Here is an 18,352-nt window from a genome sequence, read left to right on the forward strand (position 1 = left end):
GCAGCGGCTCAGGGGGTGTCAATCCACTCTTGCCCCCGTGGACTTGACCACGGCGGCCCAGCGCGTGATCTCGCGCTCGATGTGCGCCTGCAGCGCCTCGGGGGTGGAGCCCACGGGCTCGTAGCCGCCGGCGGCCAGTTGGGATTGCAGCTGGGGCTGGCGCAGCGCGGCGGCGATCTCGCGGCTCAGGCGCTGGGTGATCTCGGGCGGCGTGCCGGCTGGCGCGATCAGCGCATACCAGCCGGTCACGTCAAAGCCGGCAATGCCCTGCTCCTGCACCGTCGGGACCTCGGGCGCCAGGGCCGAGCGCTGTGGGCTGGTGACGGCCAGCGCATGCATGCGCCCGCTGCGGATGTGCGGCATGGAGGTGGAGATGCTGTCGAACGTGAGGTCGATGTCACCCGCCAGCATGGCGTTGACCACGCCGGCGCTGCCTTTGTAGGGCACGTGCGTCATCTTGACCCCGGCAATGCTGCTGAAGTATTCCGCCGCGAGGTGCCCGGTGTTGCCGTTGCCGGCCGAGCCAAAGGTGAGCTTGCCCGGCGCCGCCTTGGCGGCCTGGATCAGCTCATGGATGTTCTTTGCAGGCAGCTTGCCGCTGGCCGCCACCACCATGGGCAGGTTGGCCACCAGCGACACGGGGGCGAAGTCCTTGCGCGTGTCGTAGGGCAGCTTGGGGTAGAGGCTGTCGTTGATGGCATGCGCGGCCAGCACCATGAACACGGTGTAGCCATCGGGCTTGGCCCGCGCCACATACTGCGAGGCCAGTGTGCCGCCCGCCCCGGGTTTGTACTCCAGCACCACGGGCTGGCCCAGCTGCTGCTGCAACTGCATCGCCAAGGGGCGCCCCAGCAGGTCGGCGCTGCCACCAGGCGGGTAGGGAATCACGAGCTGGATCGGCTTGGAAGGCCAGGCGTCCGCGGCGTAGGCAACGGGCGCCAGCAGGGCGCTGGCGGTCAGGGCCATGCTGGCGAGCAAGGCGCGGCGCAGCCGCGAGGGACGAGGCAGTGACATGGCAGTCTCCGGGTGGTGAGAGGAAAGTCAGCCGGCGATGGGCGCCGCTTGCAGGTACTGCTCGCGCAGCGTGCGCTTGAGCACCTTGCCGATCTCGCTGCGCGGCAGGCGCTCGACCAGCCGCAGGTCGGCCACGCGCTGGGTCTTGCCCACGCGGGTGTTGAGCCATTCGCGCAATTCTTCTGCGGTGTGCTGTGAGCCCGAGCGCCCCACCACATAGGCCACGGGTGTCTCGCCCCACTGCTCGGAGGGCACGCCGACCACGGCGCACTCGGCCACCTGCGGGTGCTGGCACAGCACAGCCTCGATGTCGCTCGGGTAGACGTTGAAGCCGCCCGTGATGATCATGTCCTTCTTGCGGTCGCCCAGCACGATGAAGCCGTCCGCGTCCAGCCGGCCCACGTCGCCGCTGCGGATGTAGCGCCGGCCTTCCGCATCGAACCACTCGGCCTCGCGCGTCTTGTCCGGCAGGCGGTAGTAGCCGCTCATCATCCCAGCCGAGCGGCCGACGATCTCGCCCTGCTCGCCCGCAGGCAGTTCGCGCCCCTGCTCGTCGATGAACCGGATGTCGGCGCCCTCGCCCGGGCGGCCCACGGTGTGCAGCTTATGCGGAAAGTCATGGCAGTGCAGTTCGCAGCGCACGCCGCCTTCGGTCATGCCGTAGTACTCGATGAGCCGGCCCGGCCAGCGCCGCAGCACCTCGGCCTTGAGCGCGGCACTGAAGGGCGCGCTGGTACAGAACTTGTGTTGCAGCCGGCTCAAGTCCGTGCGGTCGAAATCCGGGCAGGCCATCAGGCGCTGGTACTGCACGGGCACCAGCATGGTGTGGGTAGCGCCGTGCTGCTGGGCCAGCGCCAGATAGCGCGTGGCATCGAACTTGCGCATCAGCACCAGCGTGCCGCCCAGCGCCAGCGTGGGCAGCGCCGCCACCAGCGTGGTGTTGGAATACAGCGGCGTGGCGCACAGCGAGACGGCATCGGGCCCGTAGCCGTTGGTGACTGCGCGCCGCACATGCGCCCAGCGCATGGCCCAGGACTGCACGATGCCCTTGGGCACACCCGTGGTGCCCGAGGAATAGATCACGTTGAACGGCCAGTCGGGCGCGGGCGTGATCGGTGCCGGTGCGCCGTCGCCCTGGACCAGCCATTGCGACCAGGGCTCGCCCGCTTCGGGCGCATCGTCCAGGGCCACGCAACGCAGCGCAGCGCCCGCATGCAGCGGCCATTGCGCGGCCACCTCGCGGTCGCGCAGCACCAGGCGCGCGCCGCAGTTGTCCAGCATGGCGCTCAGGTGCTCGGCCGTGGCCGAAGGCGCCAGCGGCGCCACGGCCACGCCGGCGCGCAGAGCGCCCAGGTAGGCCAGCACATATTCGACCGAGGTGCCTGCGCAGATGGCCACCACATCGCCGGGTTGCATGCCGTCACGCTGCAGGCTGCGCGCCACGCGGTCCATGCCGGCGTGCAGCGCGGCGTAGTCCAGCCGCTGGCCCTCCAGGACCAGGGCGGCGTGGCCAGGGCGGTGCGCGGCCTGGCGTTCAATCAGTTCGGGCAGCGAGCCGAAGGGCTGGGCCAGCAGGTGTTCGATGTCTGGATGCATGGAATGGGAGAGCAGTGAAAAGACGGGGCGCGTGCCCCGCCCTGGTTATTCGAGGGACAGGCCCGCCGCCTTGACGATCTGTGCCCAGCTCTTGCGTTCCTGGGCGATGAAGGCGTCGTACTCGGCAGGCGTCTCGCCACCGGGCACGCCGCCCAGTTCGGCAAAACGCTGGCGCACCTCGGGCGTTTGCATGGCCTTGCGCGCCGATTGCTGCAGGCGCTCGACCACCGCATCGGGCGTGCCGGTCGGCGCCAGCAGGCCGAACCAGGCCGTGACTTGCATGGGCACGCCGGCCTCGGCCATGGTCGGCACATCAGGCAGTTGTGCCGAGCGCTCGGCGCTGGTGATGGCCAGCGCGCGGAACTTGCCGGCCTTGATGTGCGGCATGGAGCTGGGCAGGTTGTCGATCATGAAATCCACCTGCTGCCCCAGCAGCGCCGTGACGGCAGGCGCCGCGCCGGGATAAGGCACCAGGGTCACTTCGATGCCGGACTTCTGACGGAACATCTCCGAGGACATGTGGGGGGACTGCCCCACGCCCGAGGTGGACACATTGAGGCGGCGCGTCTTCGCCAGGCTGACCAGCTCCTGCGCACTGCGCACGGGGGAGTCGGCATGCACCACGAGGATGTTGGGTACGGAGATCACGTTGGTGATGCCGCGCAGGTCGCTTTCCTTGTAGCTGAGCTGCTTGTAGAGGCTGAAGTTGATCGCCACCGGGCCGATATTGCCCATGAGCAGCGTGTAGCCGTCGGGCTTCGCGCGCGCCACCTGCGCGGTGCCGATGCTGCCGCCGCCGCCACCCTTGTTCTCCACGACGATGGAAGTGCCCAGGTCCTTGGCCATCTTCTCGGCCAGCACGCGCGCCGCGATGTCGGTGGTGCCGCCCGCAGCGGCTGGCACGACGATGGTGATGGGACGCTCGGGCCAGGCAGCCCAGGTGGCCAGCGGAAGGGCGGTCAGGCAGAGGGCAAGCAGATGGCTGCGCAGGGGCATGTCGTGTCCTTGTCGTGTGCAATGGGGTTCACCACACGATAAGGGCAGGCTGACGGCGACGGCTCAGGGTTTCATGGGAGACACGCTTCGTGATTCAGCAACCCATGCTTAGGCAGGTTGAAAGGACGGCGGGGACGCGTGTACACGTGGTGACTGCGGCCACCGGCCGCACACGCCTGTCAAGCCGTGGCACGCTGCACGAATCGCGCAAGACGCTCCACGCCCTCACGCAGTCTGGCCCCGTCGGACACCGCGTGGCACCAGCGCAGCCAGCCTTCACCCTCGGGGCCGAAGGCCGCGCCCGGCGCCAGGCCCAAGCCGGCCTCGCTCACCAGATGTTTGGCAAGCGCCAGGGAGTCGTCAAAGCCCGCCAGGCGGAAGAACACGTACATCGCCCCGCCGGCATCGGGCACTTCCACACCCGGCACGGCACGCAGCGCTTGCACCAGCAGCCGGCGGCTTTCCACGAGGCCCGCGCGCAGCTGCGCCACATGCGCCTCGCCCTGCTGCAAAGCCACCGTTGCGGCGCGCTGCACGGGCTCGAAGATGCACGAGAAGTTGTATTCAATGACCTTGCCCAGGTCGGCCTCCAGCGCCTCGGGCACCACCATCCAACCCGCGCGCCAACCCGTCATGCACCACGCCTTGGAACAACTGTTGACCGAGATGATGCGGTCGCCCGGTGCGTAGTGGCGCAGGAAAGAAGGTGCGCTGGCCAGCTGCGGGTCGTATACCAGACGCTCGTACACGTCGTCGCTCAGAATCCAGATGCCATGGCGGCGGCAGTGCGCGAGGATCGCCACCAGGCTTTCCTCATCGATGGTCCAGCCTGTGGGGTTGTTGGGTGAATTGAGGATGAGCATGCGCGTGCCCGGCGTGAGCGCATCCAGCAGCCGATCCAGCGCAAGCGTCCAGCGCCCGCCCCGCACCGCCAGTGGCACGCGTTCAACCTGCGCGCCCAGGATGCGCGGCATCTCCAGCAGGTTGGGCCACAGCGGCGTGACGGCCACCACGCGGTCGCCCGGCGACAGCAGCATCTGGCAGGTAAGCATCAGCCCGGTATCGCCCGAAGCCACAGCGCCGATGCGCTGGGCGGACACCTCGCGTCCGTGCAGGTCCGACAGATATTGCGCGATGGCCTCGCGCAGGTAGGGCCGGCCCAGATTCTGCGAATAGAAGGTCTCGCCCGAACCGAGCGACTGCGCCGCCGCATCCCGGATGAACTGCGGCGTGGGCTGATCGGACTCGCCAAACCAGAAGGGCAGCACGTCCGCGCGCCCCATGCCGGTGTTGGCGACTTCGCGGATCAGCGATCCGCCCAGGCTCTGGATGGCGGGCCGCGCCAGGGCGGGCAGGAGGGTATCGGTGGGCGAAGCGGGGTTGTGCATGCGGGTCAGATGGAAAGCGAAAAGGTATGGGAAACAGGGCGCTACGGGTCGTAGCGCGTCAGCACTCCACGATGTTCACCGCGAGGCCGCCGCGCGAAGTCTCCTTGTACTTGGTCATCATGTCCGCGCCGGTCTCGCGCATGGTCTTGATGACCTGGTCCAGGCTCACATGGTGCGTCCCGTCGCCATGCAGCGCCATGCGCGCGGCGTTGATGGCCTTCACCGAAGCCAGGGCGTTGCGCTCGATGCACGGGATCTGCACCAGCCCGCCCACCGGGTCGCAGGTCAGGCCCAGGTGGTGCTCCATGCCGATCTCGGCGGCGTTCTCCACCTGCGCGGGCGTGCCGCCCAGCACGGCGCACAGGCCCGCCGCAGCCATGGAGCAGGCCACCCCCACCTCGCCCTGGCAGCCCACCTCAGCGCCCGAGATGGAGGCGTTCTCCTTGTACAGGATGCCGATGGCGCCAGCCGTGAGCAGGAAGTCGACCACGCCAGCCTCGGTAGCGCCGGGAATGAAGCGCCAGTAGTAATGCAGCACTGCTGGCACGATGCCCGCCGCGCCATTGGTGGGGGCCGTGACCACGCGCCCGCCGGCGGCGTTCTCCTCGTTCACGGCCAGGGCGAACAGGTTCACCCAGTCGATCACCTGCAGCGGGTCCTGCTGGGTGTCGGGCGCGTTCTGCAGCGCCTGGTGCAGCGCGGGCGCACGCCGGCGCACCTGGAAGCCGCCGGGCAGCACGCCGCCCACGCTGCAGCCGCGCGCCACGCAGTCCTGCATGGCGCGCCAGATGGTGAGCAGGCCGGCGTCGATCTCGGCGTCGGTGCGCCAGTGGCGTTCGTTCACGCGCATCACCTGCGCGATCGATCCGCCCTGCGCCGCGGCCTGCGCCAGCAGCTGTTCGCCACTGTGAAAGGGCAGCGGCAGCACCTCGGTGTCGGGCGCTATGGCGGCCTGGCGCTGTGCGTCAGCGGCCGCCTCCTCGCTCACGATGAAGCCGCCGCCCACCGAGTAATACACCTGCGCGGCCAGCGTGCCGCCCGCCGCATCGAAAGCCTCGAAACGCATGCCGTTGGCGTGCAGTGGCAGCGTGACGTCGGGTACCAGCAGCAGGTCGGCCGCCTCGTCGAATGCCACTTCGGGGCCGTCGGCCAGCGGCAGGCGGCGCCGGCTGCGGATGCGGGCGATGAGCGGCTCGATGGCGTCCACCTCCACGGTGTCCGGCGCATGGCCGGCCAGGCCCAGCAGCACGGCGCGGTCGCTCGCGTGCCCGCGCCCCGTGGCGCCCAGCGAGCCGTAGAGCGTGCTGCGCACGCGCGCCACCTGCGCCAGCACCCCCTCGCGCGCCAGCCGCTGCGCGAACAGCCGCGCAGCGCGCATGGGCCCCACGGTGTGCGAACTGGACGGCCCGATGCCGATCTTGAACAAGTCGAAAACGCTGACGGCCATGGGCAAGACTCCAGAGGGCAAGGGTTACGGTCGTGCGCCATGCTGGCGCGGTCGCGATGGCAAGGGAATCGGGTGTTTCGCCCTAGCCAGGCCCCGTCGGTGCCGCAAGCGGCGCCGGCTGCACGCGCAGCGCCAGGCAGAAGGGCTGCACGCAGGGTGCGCGGCCTTCGTAGGGGCAGCCGGGCGCGCTGCAGGGGGGCTCGGCCGCACGGTCGTGTTCTTGCACACGCGACTGGCCGCTGGCCTGCAGCGCGGCCAGGGCCAGCCAGGGGTCGGTGCGCGCCTGCAGCGGGTCGCGCCCGTACACCACGGCGGCCGCACCGGGCGCCGGCGCCAGGTCCAGCGACAGCCACCCGCTGGTGCGCTGGCCCGCGGCGCCCGGGCCTTGCAGCACCAGCGCGAACAGTCCGGGCGCCAGCGCCTGCGGCGGTCCGGCAAAGCCCACCGGCAGGGCCGCTGGCGCGGTGGGCGCAGACGGCAGCGCAGGCATTGCGGCAGCAGGCAGGCGCAGCGTGAGCGTGAAGCCGCGCGCACCGTCGGGCGTGTACACCATGCCTTGCGCCACGCGCGCAATCTGCAAAGCCGGCAGTCCGGTGCCGCCGGCCGCCGGGTCGGTGCCGGCGGGCCACGGCTGGGCCGCCAGCACACGCGGCGCCGCGCCGCCTGCCGGGCCGAGTTGCTGCACCAGCGTATTCAACAGCCGCAGCAGCGGCGCCCCCACACCCTGGGCAGGCCACGGCGCAGGGATGGCCGCGGCGCGCGCAAAAGCGCCCTCGTCGGCCACGGCATCGGCGGAAAGAGCCGCCGGCCCGTGGGATGCGGCCGCTGCCCTGGACGGTGCAACCGCGCCGCCAGCCATCGCCTGCAGGCCCTGGCGTGCCTGATCGGAAAGGCTTACCCGCTCACGGCCTGCCGGCACGGCAGGCATGGGGGCCAGCGCCGGCGGCAGCAGGTTTGGCGAGAACGGCACAGGGGGAGCGTCGGTCGGCGCGGAGCCTGCTGGCGCGGCCCCCGCCGGGGTGGGCGCTGCCGGCGCGGCCAGCAGCCAGTTCTGCCGCTGCAGCGCAGCCTCGGCCAGCACGCGCACGGCGGGTGCCAGCGGCGGACGGGGCGGGTCGATGGAGGAGGCCATGGCGCCCCAGTGTCGCAGAGCGCGAGCCCCGCGCCAACGGTGGCGGCCTCCCGAGGGGAGGCTTTTTGCTACTCAATTAATAGCTTCTACCGCTTACTGGATAAGCGCTAGAGGCAATTTTGTTTCAAAACCCTGCGCGGAGCCTCATCCCTTGAGGCCCAGCCGCCGCGCGAGCTTGTGCAGGTTGCTGGGGTCCACGTCCAGCATGCGCGCAGCCTGCGCCCAGTTGCCGCCATGCGCCACCAGAGCCGCATTCAGGACCTGGCGCTGGCAGGCATCCACCGCGTCGCGCAGCGTGCCCGTGGGCGCGGCCAACGACAAGGCGCCGCCTGCCGCGGGTGCCATGGGGGCATCGCTGCGGGGCGTGGCCACGGGTTCGTCCAGCGCGTCCAGGTCCAGCAGGCCGGCCTCCAGCGTGACGATCTCGTTGCGGTCCACGCCGCGGCTCAGGGCCTTGAGCGCGGCGCGGCTGATCACGTGTTCCAACTCGCGCACGTTGCCCGGCCAGCGGTAGCGGCGCAGCGCGGCCTGCGCGTCAGGCGACAGGCGCAGGCTGCGCAGCCCCAGGCGGGCGCGGTTGAGCTCCAAAAAGCGGCCGGCCAGCACCAGCACGTCGTTGCCCCGCTCGCGCAGCGGGGGAATGGGCACGGGGTAGACCGAGAGGCGGTGGTACAGGTCGGCGCGGAAGGCCCCGCTGGCCACCTGCTCGCGCAGGTTGCGGTTGGTCGCCGCAATCACGCGCACGTGCACGCTGCGCGGGCGGTCGGCGCCCAGGCGCTGGATCTCGCCGTTTTGCAGCGTGCGCAGCAGCTTGGCCTGCACGGACAGGGGCAGCTCCCCCACCTCGTCCAGAAACAGCGTGCCGCCCTCGGCGGCCTCGAAGCGGCCCGCCCGGTCACTCACCGCGCCCGAGAACGCGCCGCGCACGTGGCCGAACAGCTCGCTCTCGGCCAGCGACTCGGGCAACGCCGCGCAGTTCACGTGCACCAGCGGGCGGGCGCGCCGCGGCGACTGGTGGTGCAGCAGCCGCGCGAACAGCTCCTTGCCCACGCCGGTCTCGCCCAGCAGCAGCACGGGCAGCTCGGACGCGGCCACCACGCTCAGCTCATGCAGCAGCCGCTTGAGCGCCGGGCTCTCGCCCACGATCTCCAGCTCGCCGGCGCCGCCGCGCTCGGGCGTCGCCAGGGCCAGGTCGCCTTCGGCCGGGCCGGTCGCGGCCATGCGCAGGGTGCGCAGTTCCTGCTCCAGCCGCGCCACGCGCACCACGGCCTCCACCAGCGGCACCCACTGGCCCAGCCGCTGGCGCGCGGCGGGTCCGAAAGTGCCGGTGGCCAGGGCATCCAGCGTGAGCACGCCCCAGGGCCGCCCCTCCACGTGCAGGGCCACGCCCATGCAGTCGTGCACGGGCAGCGGCTCGCCCACCAGGGTGTCGAGCAGGCCGTCGTAGGGGTCGGGCAACTGGCTGTCGTGCTCGAAGCAGGTCACCTCGCGCCGCGTGAGGATGGCCGCCAGCCGTGGGTGCTGGCCTACGGCAAAACGCCGGCCCAGGGCGTCGCTCACCAGCCCGGTGACGGCCACGGGGCGCAGACGCTCCTCCTCCAGTCGCAGCAGGGCCACGGCCCCGCAGCCGAACTGCGTGCGCAGCAGATCCACCAAGCGCTGCAGGCGCACGGCCTGGGGCAGCTCGGCCCCCAGGTCGGCGCACAGCAGCAGGGCAGAGGTGGCGGCCGCATGCGATGCCTCAACAATGGTCATAAAAACCCTTTAAAGGTGTTTTTTACCCAAATTGATATGGGTCTATTTTACCCACGATGGTGTAAACCCTTGATTTTCCATGGCAGCGCCGCTGGCCCAGGGATTGCAAGAGGAGAGGCATCTCTTACCGCGACTGTTCGACCATGCATCGTTACTCCCCCTCCCCCACGGTGTGCCGGGCCCGGCCCGCGCACCCTTGCGAGGGCGCAAGGAAAGTCCCCCCACCCTTCGCCCCGCTGCACCGCTTGATAAACACAATGACGGAGGCCCAACATGGGTAAGTACGCCAAGTATTGGTACACGCTGATAGGCGTGTTGATTGTCACCTTCAGCCTGCTGGGCTTCTACGGCGCAGAGGTCTACCGCACCGCGCCGCCGATCCCGGGGCAGGTGCTGGTGCAGGGCAGCGACAAGCCGCTCTACACCAAGGACGGCATCCTCGACGGCCAGACCGCCTGGCAGTCGGTGGGCGGCATGCAGCTCGGCTCCATCCTGGGCCACGGTGCCTACCAGGCGCCCGACTGGACGGCCGACTGGCTGCACCGCGAGCTGACAGCCTGGCTCGAACTGGCCGCGCAGAAGGACCATGGCAAGGCGTTTGCCGATCTGGACGTGGGCCAACAGGCAGTGCTGCGTGACCGGCTCAAGACCGAGTACCGCACCAACACCTACGACAAGGCCAAGGACACGATGGTGATCTCGCCGCTGCGCGCCGAGGCCATCGCCATGACCGCCCAGTACTACGACAAGCTGTTCAGCAACGACCCCTCGTTGCAGAAGACGCGCGAGAGCTACGCCATGAAGGAGAACACCCTGCCCAGCGCCGAGCGCCGCGCGCAGATGGCCGGCTTCTTCTTCTGGACCTCCTGGGCCGCCTCCACCGAGCGCTCCGCCGACCTGGGCGGCGGCAACGGCGCCACCTACACCAACAACTGGCCGCACGAGCCCCTGATCGGCAACCAGCCCACGGGCGAGAACATGGTCTGGTCGGTCATGAGCGTGGTCATCATGATGGCCGGCGTGGGTTTCCTGGTGTGGGGCTGGGCGTTCCTGCGCAAGCATGACGAGCAGGACCCCGTTCCTCCGGCCCATGACCCGCTCACGCGCGTGGCCCTGACGCCCTCGCAGCGCGCCCTGGGCAAGTACCTGTTCCTGGTCGTGGCGCTGTTCGTGTTCCAGGTGTTCATCGGCGGCTTCACCGCGCACTACACGCTCGAAGGCCAGACCTTCTACGGCATCGACCTCTCGCAGTGGTTCCCCTACGCGCTCACGCGCACCTGGCACATCCAGGCCGCGCTGTTCTGGATCGCCACGGGCTTCCTGGCCGCCGGCCTGTTCCTGGCCCCGGTGATCAACGGCGGCAAGGACCCCAAGTACCAGAAGCTCGGCGTGGACGTGCTGTTCTGGGCGCTGGTCGTGGTCTGCGTGGGCTCCTTCGTCGGCAACTACCTGGCCATCGCCCATGTCATGCCCCAGGAGTGGAGCTTCTGGCTCGGCCACCAGGGCTATGAATACGTGGACCTGGGGCGCCTGTGGCAGATCGGCAAGTTCGCCGGCATCGCCTTCTGGCTGGTGCTGATGGCGCGCGCCATCTTCCCCGTGCTGCTGGCCCCCAACGGCCAGGACAAGAACCTGCTGGCGCTCCTGACCTGCTCGGTGGTCTGCATCGGCCTGTTCTATGGCACCGGCCTGTTCTACGGCGAGCGCACCCACATCTCGGTGATGGAGTACTGGCGCTGGTGGGTGGTGCACCTGTGGGTGGAGGGCTTCTTCGAGGTCTTCGCCACCACGGCGCTGGCCTTCATCTTCTCGACCCTGGGCCTGGTGTCCTACCGCATGGCCACGGCCGCCAGCCTGGCCTCAGCGTCCCTCTTCATGCTGGGCGGCGTGCCCGGCACCTTCCACCACCTGTACTTCGCCGGCACCACCACCCCGGTGATGGCCGTGGGCGCATCGTTCAGCGCGCTGGAAGTGGTGCCGCTGGTGGTGCTGGGCCATGAGGCCTGGGAACACTGGAGCCTGCAGCACAAGGCCCCATGGATGGCCAAGCTGCGCTGGCCGCTGATGTGCTTCGTCGCCGTGGCCTTCTGGAACATGCTGGGCGCCGGCGTCTTCGGCTTCATGATCAACCCGCCGATCTCGCTGTACTACATCCAGGGCCTGAACACTACGCCGGTGCATGCCCACGCCGCACTGTTCGGGGTCTATGGCTTCCTGGCCCTGGGCTTCACGCTGCTGATCCTGCGCTACGTGCGTCCGCAGATGCAGTTCAACGAACGCCTGATGAAGACAGGCTTCTGGTGGCTCAACGCCGGCCTGGTGCTGATGATTTCCACCAGCCTGCTGCCGATCGGCCTGTTCCAGTTCCACGCCAGCGTGACCCACGGCCTGTGGTACGCGCGCAGCGAGGAGTTCCTGCAGCAGCCGTTCCTGGAGACCCTGCGCTGGGTGCGCACCTTCGGTGACCTGGTGTTCATCACCGGCGCCCTGTGCGTGACCTGGCAGGTGGTGAGCGGCGTGCTGTTCGCCCCCCGCGCCCCGGCCGCCCCGAGCACCGGAGCCCTGGCAGGCGCCAACCGCTGACGCACCGCGGATACCGGGTGCGCCGCCCCGCGCGGCGCGCCCGGTCCCGCCCTCGGACCTTTTGAAGAACCGCCATGAACATCGACCGCTTCAAGCACGAGCACCGGGACATCCTGGGCCAGATCGCCACCCTGCGCCAGCTGGCACACAGCGGCGTGGAGCACAACGCGACGGCGATTGCGCAGGGCATCGTGGCCATGAGTTCCACCATCAAGCTGCACCTGGCCGTCGAGGACCGCCTGCTGTACCCCGCGCTGCGCCAGGGCGCCGACGCGGAACTGGCACGCCTGGGCGAACAGTTCCAGCGCGAGATGGGGGCGATTGCCGCGGCGTACATGGACTTCGCACGGCGCTGGAACACGCCGGAGCGCGTGCGCACCGACGCCGAGGGTTTCCGTGCAGATGCCAACACCGTGCTGCGCCATGTGTACGAACGCATGCAGCGGGAAAACCGCGACTTCTACCCGCGCATCGAGGCCGAGGAGGCCCTGGCGCATTAAGGCCCACTCTATTTTTCATAGCTGTAAGCGCTTACCTGTAGAGCGCTGCAGCTCGAAAACGTTTCCATCGGCAAGGCCTTAGGGGCACCTTGCTTTTCAGCCGGCCTTGTGCCGGCTTTTTTTGCGTCGCGCGGGCCCCTCCGCGGCTGCCGGCGGGCTTGTCGTTTTTGTGGGGCGATCGCCCGCACAATCACTGCCGTGATGTAACGTCTGCCTACATTTGCAGGGGTCCGCGTCCACGCGCCCCTGGCATCGACCACCACCACGCCGCACATGATGCACCCCGCCCACCGCCAGGAGTTCCGCCAGTCCCTCATCTGGTTCGCCGTGCTGCTGGTCAGCCTGTGGCTGTTGGAGACCCTGCCCGGGCCAGACGCCGCGCACGGCATGGCGGGCTACTTGCCGCTGCACACCGCGATGGAGGTCGTGTCCATCGGCGTGGCGGCAATGGTGTTCAGCATCAGTTGGGCCACGCAAAAGTACCGGCCCAATGGGCGGGTGCTGGTCCTCGGCCTGGGGCTGCTGGGCGTGGCGGTGCTGGACCTGACCCACAGCCTGTCCTACGCCGGCATGCCGGACTTCGTGACCCCCAGCGACCCGGAAAAGGCCATCAACTTCTGGCTGGCCGCGCGCGCGCTGGCGGCGCTGGCCCTGCTGTGGGCCGCGTTATGGCCCCACCGCTGGAATGAATGGCTGGGCCGCCGCTCGCGCTACGCGGGGCTGTTGTGGGTGGCGCTGCTGGTGGGCGCGGTGCACTACGTGCTGCTGGGGCATCCGCAGTGGCTGCCCCGCACCTTCACGCCCGAGGCAGGGCTCACGCCCTTCAAGGTCCGTTTCGAATACGCGCTGGCAACCGCGTACGTGCTGGCGGGGGTGGGCTTCCTCACGCAACTGCGCCATGCGCGCGAGTTCGGTCTGTCGCACCTGGCGCTGGCATCGTTCACCATGGCCATGAGCGAGATCTTCTTCACGCTCTACGCCAACGTGACCGATGTGTACAACGTCGCCGGCCACTTCTACAAGATCCTGGCCTATGGCTTCCTGTACCGCGGCCTGTTCGTGGAAACGGTGCAGATCCCGTACCTGGACCTGCGCGCCGCCGAGGCCCGGCAGCGGGCCACGCTGAACACGCTGCCCGACCTGCTGTTCGAGGTGGACCGCAAGGGGGTGTACCTCGCGGTGCACGCCAACGAGACCAGCAAGCTCCTGACCCCGCTGCCCCAGTTGCTGGGAAAAACGCTGGACGAGGCGCTGCCGCCGGCGGCGGCCGCGCAGTGTTTCGAGGCACTGGCGGAGGCTGAACGCACGGGCATGAGCCGCGGCCAGCGCATCACGTTGCCGCTGCCCCTGGGCGAGCGGCATTTCGAGCTGTCCGTCTCCCGCAAACCCGCGGTCGCGGGCCAGCCCGACACCTTCCTGATGCTGTCGCGCGACATCACGCCCACCGTGGAGAACGAGGAGCGCATTCGCTCCGAGGCCGGCCTGAACGCCGCCCTGCTGGACCTGCAGCAGCACGACATCCACCAACCCGAGGCAGACCTGCTGCGCCGCGGCCTGGCGCATGCCCAGACCCTGACCGGCAGCGCGCTGGCCGTGCTGTACTTCGTGCACGACGACGCTCGCGGCACCTCGCTGGCCGCCTGCTCGCACGAGAACGCCCCGCCCGACATGCCACCATGGGAAACCGCCCTGCGCGAACGCCGCGCCGTGGTGACGAACGCGCCGCATGATGCGGCGGCTGGGCGCGCACCGGGCAGCGCGACGGCCCGCTGGGCTTGCGTGCCCGTGGTGGAAGGCGGCAGGCCGCGCCTGCTGCTGGGCGTGGCCGGCAAGGCGCGGGACTATCACCCACGCGACGCACAGGCGCTGCAGACCGTGGCCGACGCCCTCTGGAAGCACGTGGCCCAGCGCCGCCAGGAGGCCGTCATCCACCGCCTGTCGGAGGCGCTGGACCAGAGCCCCAGTCCGGTGGTCATCACCGACATCGACGCCAGCATCGTCTACGTCAACAAGGCCTTCAGCGAAGTCAGCGGCTACGGCGCACAAGAGGTGCTGGGCCGCAACCCGCGCGTGCTGCAGTCGGGACTGACGCCCCGGACCACCTATGCCGATATGTGGACCAAGCTACCGCGCGGCCTGCCCTGGCAGGGCGAACTCATCAACCGCCGCAAGAACGGACAGGTCTACACGGAAAACGCCTCGCTTTACCCCGTTCGCGACGTGTTCGGCGAAGTGACGCATTACGTCGCGCACATGGAGGACATCACGCAGCGGCGCGAGGCGGAGGAGCGCATCCGCGCGCTCTCCAACTACGACACGCTGACCGGCTTGCTCAACAAGAAAGCCTTCGACGAACAGTTGACGCAAGCCATCGACCGCGCGGACGCAAGCCACGAACGGGTGTCGGTGCTGTGGTTCGACCTGGACAACTTCAAGCTGGTGAACGAAACCCTGGGCCACGCGGCCGGTGACGAACTGCTGTTGGAGATGGGCAACCGGCTGCGCGCCTGCCTGGCGCCGCACATTCCCGTGGCGCGCTATTCGGGCGACGCTTTCACGGCCATCGTGCCCCTGGCGGACCAGGCGGCGGTGGCGCTGCTGGCGCAGGATGCGCTGGCGCAGCTGCAGACCACACTGCAGATCCACGGCCATGCCGTGTCGGTCAGCGCGTCGGCCGGCATCGCCGTCTACCCCGACGACGCGCGCACCGCCAGCACCTTGGCGTCCGCCGCGGAAGTGGCGATGTACCGCGTCAAGCAGGACGGGCGCAACGGGCTGCGCTTCTTCGCACCCGAGATGCAGGCGCACACGCAGCGTTCGCTGGAGCCGGCCGCCGGCCTCAAGGACGCGGCGCACCGCGGCGAGCTGTTCCTGGTGTTCCAACCCCAGCGCACGCTGGGCAGCGGCGCGCTGGCGGGCGCCGAGGCGCTGCTGCGCTGGCGCCATCCGCGCTGGGGGCTGGTGTCTCCGGCCGAGTTCATCCCAATCGCCGAGCAAAGCGGCTCCATCGTGGCCATCGATTTCTGGGTGGTGGAGCAGGTGGCGCAGCAGTTGCGCGCCTGGGATGCCGCGGGCCTGCCGCCGCTGGTGGTGGCGGTGAACGTATCGGCTGCGCAGTTCGCGCGGCCGCACTTCGTCGAGGAGCTGGTGCGCATCCTGCAGCGCATGGACGTTTCACCCCAGCGCATCGAGGTGGAGCTGACCGAGGCCGTCGCGCTGAAAAACCCGGAACAGGCCGAGACCACCATCCGCCGCCTGCATGAGGTGGGCTTTCGCGTGGCGCTGGACGACTTCGGCACGGGCTATTCCTCCATGAGCTACCTCAAGCGCTACGCCATCGACAAGCTCAAGATCGACCAGTCCTTCGTGCGCGAACTCGCCCACCAGGCCAGCGACCAGGCCATCGTGACGGCCATCGTCAAGATGGCCCACAGCCTGCGCATGGCCACCATTGCCGAAGGCGTGGAGACGGCCGAGCAGGCCGCGTTGCTGCAGGCCTGCGGCTGCGACGAAATGCAAGGCTACTGGTACAGCCGGCCGCTGGAGCCCGCCGCGTTCGAGGCCTTTGTGCGCAATGCGCAGGCTGGCGTCGAGTTGGCCTGACACGCGTCGCGCCGCACGCAACCCGGTTGCTACTGTTTTAATAGCTTACAGCGCTTACCCCTCCAGCGCCAGAAGGCCAAAAGGCGTCAAACCCTCCACGGCGCCCCGATCCCCCGCCCAGCCTCTTGGGTGCGGGCCTGCTGCGGCCCCACCCCGTGGCACGCGGGCCACAAGCCCCGCACCGCACCTCCCCTCTGCACAGGCCCTTTTCTGCCCTGCGGTTTGTGCCTGATCAAACTACCTATAGTGTTTGATAGGTATGGTGAACACTATATGTAGTGTTTAAGGGTTGCCATGACACCACCATCTCCGATCGTCGCCAGCCTGCCGCGCGACGTCATCCAACGCAACGGCGAGCGCACGCCTTTCGATGCTGCGCGCATCCAGTCGGCCATCGCCCGGGCCGGCCAGGCCACGGGCGAGTTCGGCGAGGACGAGGCCCGTCTGCTCACGGCGCAGGCCACCAAGGTGCTGATCCACCGCTTCCATGGCGAGGCACCGACCATCGAGCAGATCCAGGACGTGGTGGAGCAGACGCTGATCGCCGCCAACCATCTGCAGACCGCGCGCGCCTACATGGCCTACCGCCAGCGCCACGCCACCCTGCGCGCCGACCGGCAGACGCTGGTGCATGTGGAAAGCTCCATCAACGAATACCTCACGCGCGCCGATTGGCGCGTGAACGCCAACGCCAACCAGGGCTACTCGCTGGGCGGGCTGATCCTGAACGTGGCAGGCAAGGTGACGGCCAACTACTGGCTCTCGCACGTCTACGCACCCGAGATCGGCGAGGCGCACCGCAATGGCGACATCCACATCCACGACCTCGACATGCTCAGCGGCTACTGCGCGGGCTGGTCGCTGCGCACGCTGCTGCACGAGGGGCTCAACGGCGTGCCGGGCAAGGTGGAGGCGGGGCCGCCGAAGCACATGAGCTCCGCCGTGGGGCAGATCGTGAACTTCCTCGGCACGCTGCAGAACGAGTGGGCGGGTGCGCAGGCGTTCTCGTCGTTCGACACCTACATGGCGCCCTTCGTGCGCAAGGATGGCATGGACTACGCCGCCGTGCGCCAGTGCATCCAGGAGCTGGTCTACAACCTCAACGTGCCCTCGCGCTGGGGCACGCAGACGCCGTTCACCAACCTCACCTTCGACTGGACCTGCCCCGAGGATTTGCGCGAGCAGGTGCCGGTAATCGGCGGCGTGGAGATGCCGTTTTGCTACGGCGAGCTGCAGGCCGAGATGGACGTCATCAACCGCGCCTACATCGACGTGATGACCACGGGCGATGCCAAGGGCCGCGTGTTCACCTTCCCCATCCCCACCTACAACATCACGCCCGACTTCCCGTGGGAGAGTGAGAACGCCGTCGCCCTGTTCGACATGACGGCCAAGTACGGCCTGCCGTACTTCCAGAACTTCATCAACTCGGAGCTGTCGCCCAACATGGTGCGCTCCATGTGCTGCCGCCTGCAGCTGGACCTGCGCGAGCTGCTCAAGCGCGGCAACGGCCTGTTCGGCAGCGCCGAGCAGACCGGCAGCCTGGGCGTGGTCACCGTCAACTGCGCGCGCCTGGGCTATCTGCACGCGGGCGACGAGGCGGCCCTGCTGGCGGCGCTGGACCGCCTGCTGGAACTGGGCAAGCAGAGCCTGGAGGTCAAGCGCAAGCTCATCCAGCGCCTGATGGACCAGGGCCTGTTCCCGTACACCAAGCGCTACCTGGGCACGCTGCGCAACCACTTCAGCACGCTGGGCGTGAACGGCATCAACGAAATGGTGCGCAACTTCACCGGCGGCGCGCACGACATCACCAGCGACTGGGGTCACCAGTTCGCCCTGCGCCTGCTGGACCATGTGCGCGCGCGCATCGTGCAGTTCCAGGAAGAAACCGGCCACCTCTACAACCTGGAAGCCACGCCCGCCGAAGGCACCACCTACCGCTTTGCCAAAGAAGACAAGAAGCGCTGGCCCGCCATCCTGCAGGCCGGCACCGAGGCCCAGCCGTACTACACCAACTCGTCGCAGCTGCCCGTGGGCTTCACCGACGACCCGTTCGAGGCGCTGCAGCGGCAAGAGGCGCTGCAGGGCAAGTACACCGGCGGCACGGTGCTGCACCTGTACATGGGCGAGCGCATCTCCAGCGGCGCGGCCTGCCGCGAGCTGGTGAAACGGGCGCTCACCCACTTCCGCCTGCCCTACATCACCGTCACGCCCACCTTCTCCATCTGCCCCACGCACGGCTACTTGGCGGGCGAACACCCGTTCTGCCCGCGCTGCGACGAGGAGCGCCTGGCCGCCAAGCGCGCGCGGCTGGCGGCGCGATTTGAATGAAATTTGC

General features: G+C 69.0%; 11 protein-coding genes. 4 read left to right on the forward strand and 7 right to left on the reverse strand.

The features are described from left to right. Positions 1 to 18: 18 nt before the first annotated feature. From BV908_RS00750 to norR, 7 genes are all read right to left on the reverse strand, one after another. Positions 19 to 1,014, reverse strand: a complete 996-nt coding sequence (locus BV908_RS00750; protein ID WP_103736910.1) for a tripartite tricarboxylate transporter substrate binding protein — start codon at positions 1,012 to 1,014, stop codon at positions 19 to 21. Positions 1,015 to 1,041: 27 nt separating this feature from the next. Then, on the reverse strand, positions 1,042 to 2,610 hold the full coding sequence (locus tag BV908_RS00755; protein ID WP_103736911.1) for a class I adenylate-forming enzyme family protein: 1,569 nt from the start codon (positions 2,608 to 2,610) through the stop codon (positions 1,042 to 1,044). A gap of 45 nt (positions 2,611 to 2,655) precedes the next feature. Then, positions 2,656 to 3,606, reverse strand: coding sequence for a tripartite tricarboxylate transporter substrate binding protein (locus BV908_RS00760; protein WP_047350142.1), 951 nt, complete (start codon positions 3,604 to 3,606; stop codon positions 2,656 to 2,658). Between the two features lie 179 nt (positions 3,607 to 3,785). Then, complete coding sequence (locus tag BV908_RS00765) at positions 3,786 to 4,994, reverse strand: pyridoxal phosphate-dependent aminotransferase (RefSeq protein ID WP_103736912.1); 1,209 nt, start codon at positions 4,992 to 4,994, stop codon at positions 3,786 to 3,788. Between the two features lie 58 nt (positions 4,995 to 5,052). Continuing rightward, positions 5,053 to 6,441 carry an L-serine ammonia-lyase gene (locus BV908_RS00770; protein WP_103736913.1) on the reverse strand — a complete coding sequence of 463 codons (1,389 nt, stop codon included), beginning with the start codon at positions 6,439 to 6,441 and terminating at the stop codon, positions 5,053 to 5,055. Positions 6,442 to 6,523: 82 nt separating this feature from the next. Further along, entirely contained in the window at positions 6,524 to 7,573 is a 1,050-nt protein-coding gene (locus BV908_RS00775; RefSeq protein ID WP_103736914.1) for a hypothetical protein, read from the reverse strand. 144 nt (positions 7,574 to 7,717) lie between these two features. Continuing rightward, on the reverse strand, positions 7,718 to 9,328 hold the full coding sequence (gene norR / locus BV908_RS00780; protein ID WP_103736915.1) for a nitric oxide reductase transcriptional regulator NorR: 1,611 nt from the start codon (positions 9,326 to 9,328) through the stop codon (positions 7,718 to 7,720). A gap of 273 nt (positions 9,329 to 9,601) precedes the next feature. Here norR and BV908_RS00785 point away from each other — a divergent pair, with 273 nt between their 5' ends. The 4 genes from BV908_RS00785 (at position 9,602) to BV908_RS00800 (ending at position 18,345) form a co-directional block, all read left to right on the forward strand. Beyond that, positions 9,602 to 11,911 (forward strand): nitric-oxide reductase large subunit, encoded by a 2,310-nt coding sequence (locus BV908_RS00785; protein ID WP_103736916.1) that lies wholly within the window; start codon positions 9,602 to 9,604, stop codon positions 11,909 to 11,911. Positions 11,912 to 11,985: 74 nt separating this feature from the next. Beyond that, complete coding sequence (locus BV908_RS00790; protein WP_047350136.1) at positions 11,986 to 12,411, forward strand: hemerythrin domain-containing protein; 426 nt, start codon at positions 11,986 to 11,988, stop codon at positions 12,409 to 12,411. 273 nt (positions 12,412 to 12,684) lie between these two features. Beyond that, on the forward strand, positions 12,685 to 16,014 hold the full coding sequence (locus tag BV908_RS00795) for an EAL domain-containing protein (RefSeq protein ID WP_103736917.1): 3,330 nt from the start codon (positions 12,685 to 12,687) through the stop codon (positions 16,012 to 16,014). Positions 16,015 to 16,308: 294 nt separating this feature from the next. Then, positions 16,309 to 18,345 (forward strand): ribonucleoside triphosphate reductase, encoded by a 2,037-nt coding sequence (locus BV908_RS00800; protein ID WP_103736918.1) that lies wholly within the window; start codon positions 16,309 to 16,311, stop codon positions 18,343 to 18,345. Positions 18,346 to 18,352 lie beyond the last annotated feature (7 nt).

The sequence above is a fragment of the Diaphorobacter sp. LR2014-1 genome (assembly GCF_002916785.1).
GTDB lineage: Bacteria > Pseudomonadota > Gammaproteobacteria > Burkholderiales > Burkholderiaceae_C > Diaphorobacter > Diaphorobacter nitroreducens.

What these genes read in the sequence shown, in the direction of transcription:
- BV908_RS00750 (WP_103736910.1), bottom strand. Translation starts at nt 1,014, where the DNA reads ATGTCACTGCCTCGTCCCTCGCGGCTGCGCCGCGCCTTGCTCGCCAGC.
- BV908_RS00755 (WP_103736911.1), bottom strand. Translation starts at nt 2,610, where the DNA reads ATGCATCCAGACATCGAACACCTGCTGGCCCAGCCCTTCGGCTCGCTG.
- BV908_RS00760 (WP_047350142.1), bottom strand. Translation starts at nt 3,606, where the DNA reads ATGCCCCTGCGCAGCCATCTGCTTGCCCTCTGCCTGACCGCCCTTCCG.
- BV908_RS00765 (WP_103736912.1), bottom strand. Translation starts at nt 4,994, where the DNA reads ATGCACAACCCCGCTTCGCCCACCGATACCCTCCTGCCCGCCCTGGCG.
- BV908_RS00770 (WP_103736913.1), bottom strand. Translation starts at nt 6,441, where the DNA reads ATGGCCGTCAGCGTTTTCGACTTGTTCAAGATCGGCATCGGGCCGTCC.
- BV908_RS00775 (WP_103736914.1), bottom strand. Translation starts at nt 7,573, where the DNA reads ATGGCCTCCTCCATCGACCCGCCCCGTCCGCCGCTGGCACCCGCCGTG.
- norR (WP_103736915.1), bottom strand. Translation starts at nt 9,328, where the DNA reads ATGACCATTGTTGAGGCATCGCATGCGGCCGCCACCTCTGCCCTGCTG.
- BV908_RS00785 (WP_103736916.1), top strand. Translation starts at nt 9,602, where the DNA reads ATGGGTAAGTACGCCAAGTATTGGTACACGCTGATAGGCGTGTTGATT.
- BV908_RS00790 (WP_047350136.1), top strand. Translation starts at nt 11,986, where the DNA reads ATGAACATCGACCGCTTCAAGCACGAGCACCGGGACATCCTGGGCCAG.
- BV908_RS00795 (WP_103736917.1), top strand. Translation starts at nt 12,685, where the DNA reads ATGATGCACCCCGCCCACCGCCAGGAGTTCCGCCAGTCCCTCATCTGG.
- BV908_RS00800 (WP_103736918.1), top strand. Translation starts at nt 16,309, where the DNA reads ATGACACCACCATCTCCGATCGTCGCCAGCCTGCCGCGCGACGTCATC.